The following is a 1,621-nucleotide window of genomic DNA, read 5'->3' on the forward strand; positions in this document are numbered from 1 at the left end:
AAACGAGGGCACCGAATGGCCGAACCAGGAAGCCTGCCGCGAAAGCCAGCAACGCGAAGATATTGCGCGTCGCTTCCGGATACTCACTGAAGAAAGCGGTACCGATGAAAGCGGCCAGAGAGCYATAAAGATAAAAATCGTACCATTCAAAAACCGTTCCGAGTGAAGAAGCGAAGATAACCTTCTTTTCCTCCCTCGTCATACCCCGACTAGAAGCGTCGGCCACAGAAGTGGTTGCCATCTCATTTCCTCCCAGAAAACAGCAGTTGAGCCAAGAACATGACTGGTAACCCCCTGTGCCATGTTCTCAGCTGTCGACACTACGCATGGTCATCCGCGGAGCCGATTGCCCCGCCGTTGACAACGCGCTGGTGAATGTCCTCCGGAATTTCCCCCCAAAGGTCACGCACCCGATATACGGATGAAGTGTTCACCATATATTGATCAAAGCAAAGCCCGCATCTTACGTCAATTGGCGAAAATTGTGCGTAACACGACATATTCTTGTCATTTGCCGAGACAATTGACTCTTTACCGAAACCGCGTACAAGCACAGGCGGACAAGGAGATGCCCGCATGGGTGGCGAATCAACAGCGCTTTTTTTGACGAACGGTTCCGGCAAGCTTGCCGGAGGCATTGACGCGCGCGCTCTTGCTCTTAAAATTTCGGCCAAACAGACTGCGAAAACGACCACCAAAACGGTCTGATTTCCCTTGGCCTGCTCGCCCCCTCCCGGGTCCGGCCCGGGGGAGAAGACCCGCAGTGGCCAGCGGGTTTATACAGCAGAGAGGGACAGGAGATATTACAGATGAGTTTCAAGGTTGCGGTTGTTGGTGCCACAGGAAATGTGGGCCGCGAAATGCTTACAATACTGGAAGAGCGTGGCTTTCCGGTCAGCGAAGTCGTGGCGCTTGCCTCGCGCCGTTCACAGGGAACCGAGGTGTCCTTTGGCGACCGGACGCTCAAGGTCAAAAACCTCGATAATTACGATTTCTCCGATACTGACATCTGTCTGATGTCCGCCGGCGGTAATGTCTCGAAGGAATGGTCGCCGAAGATCGGCGCGCAGGGTTGCGTTGTCATCGATAACTCCTCCGCATGGCGTTACGATTCAAACGTACCGTTGATCGTGCCGGAAGTTAATCCCGATGCAATTACCGKCTTCACCAAGAAGAATATCATTGCCAATCCGAACTGCTCGACGGCGCAGCTCGTGGTCGCATTGAAGCCATTGCATGATAAGGCCAGGATCAAGCGCCTGGTGATCGCGACCTATCAATCCGTGTCGGGAGCCGGCAAGGACGGCATGGACGAACTGTTTCAGCAGTCGCGGGCGGTATTCGTCGCCGATCGAGTGGAAGCCAAGAAATTTACAAAGCGCATTGCTTTCAATGTCATTCCACATATCGACGTCTTCATGGAAGATGGCTCGACCAAGGAAGAGTGGAAGATGGTCGCAGAGACCAAGAAAATGCTCGATCCGAAGATCAAACTTACGGCGACCTGCGTCCGGGTACCGGTATTCATAGGTCACTCCGAAGCGGTGAATATCGAATTCGAAAGCCCGATGAGTTCCGAGGAAGCCCGTGAGATCCTGAGCGATGCGCCCGGATGCCTGGT

Annotated in this window: 2 protein-coding genes and 1 pseudogene; 2 read left to right on the forward strand and 1 reads right to left on the reverse strand. The window is 53.8% G+C overall.

Features of this window, described 5'->3' with window-relative positions:
* Positions 1 to 241 (reverse strand): annotated as a pseudogene (locus tag ACXJ5O_RS26275) (MFS transporter); the annotation flags it as partial.
* Between the two features lie 335 nt (positions 242 to 576).
* Between ACXJ5O_RS26275 and ACXJ5O_RS26280 the strand changes: the two are divergent.
* Positions 577 to 708, forward strand: coding sequence for a hypothetical protein (locus ACXJ5O_RS26280; RefSeq protein ID WP_255626548.1), 132 nt, complete (start codon positions 577 to 579; stop codon positions 706 to 708).
* A 101-nt stretch (positions 709 to 809) separates the two neighbouring features.
* The coding region (locus ACXJ5O_RS26285; RefSeq protein WP_457302473.1) for an aspartate-semialdehyde dehydrogenase at positions 810 to 1,621 on the forward strand (812 nt) is incomplete at its 3' end.

It is taken from the genome of Phyllobacterium sp. P5_D12, from assembly GCF_054049495.1.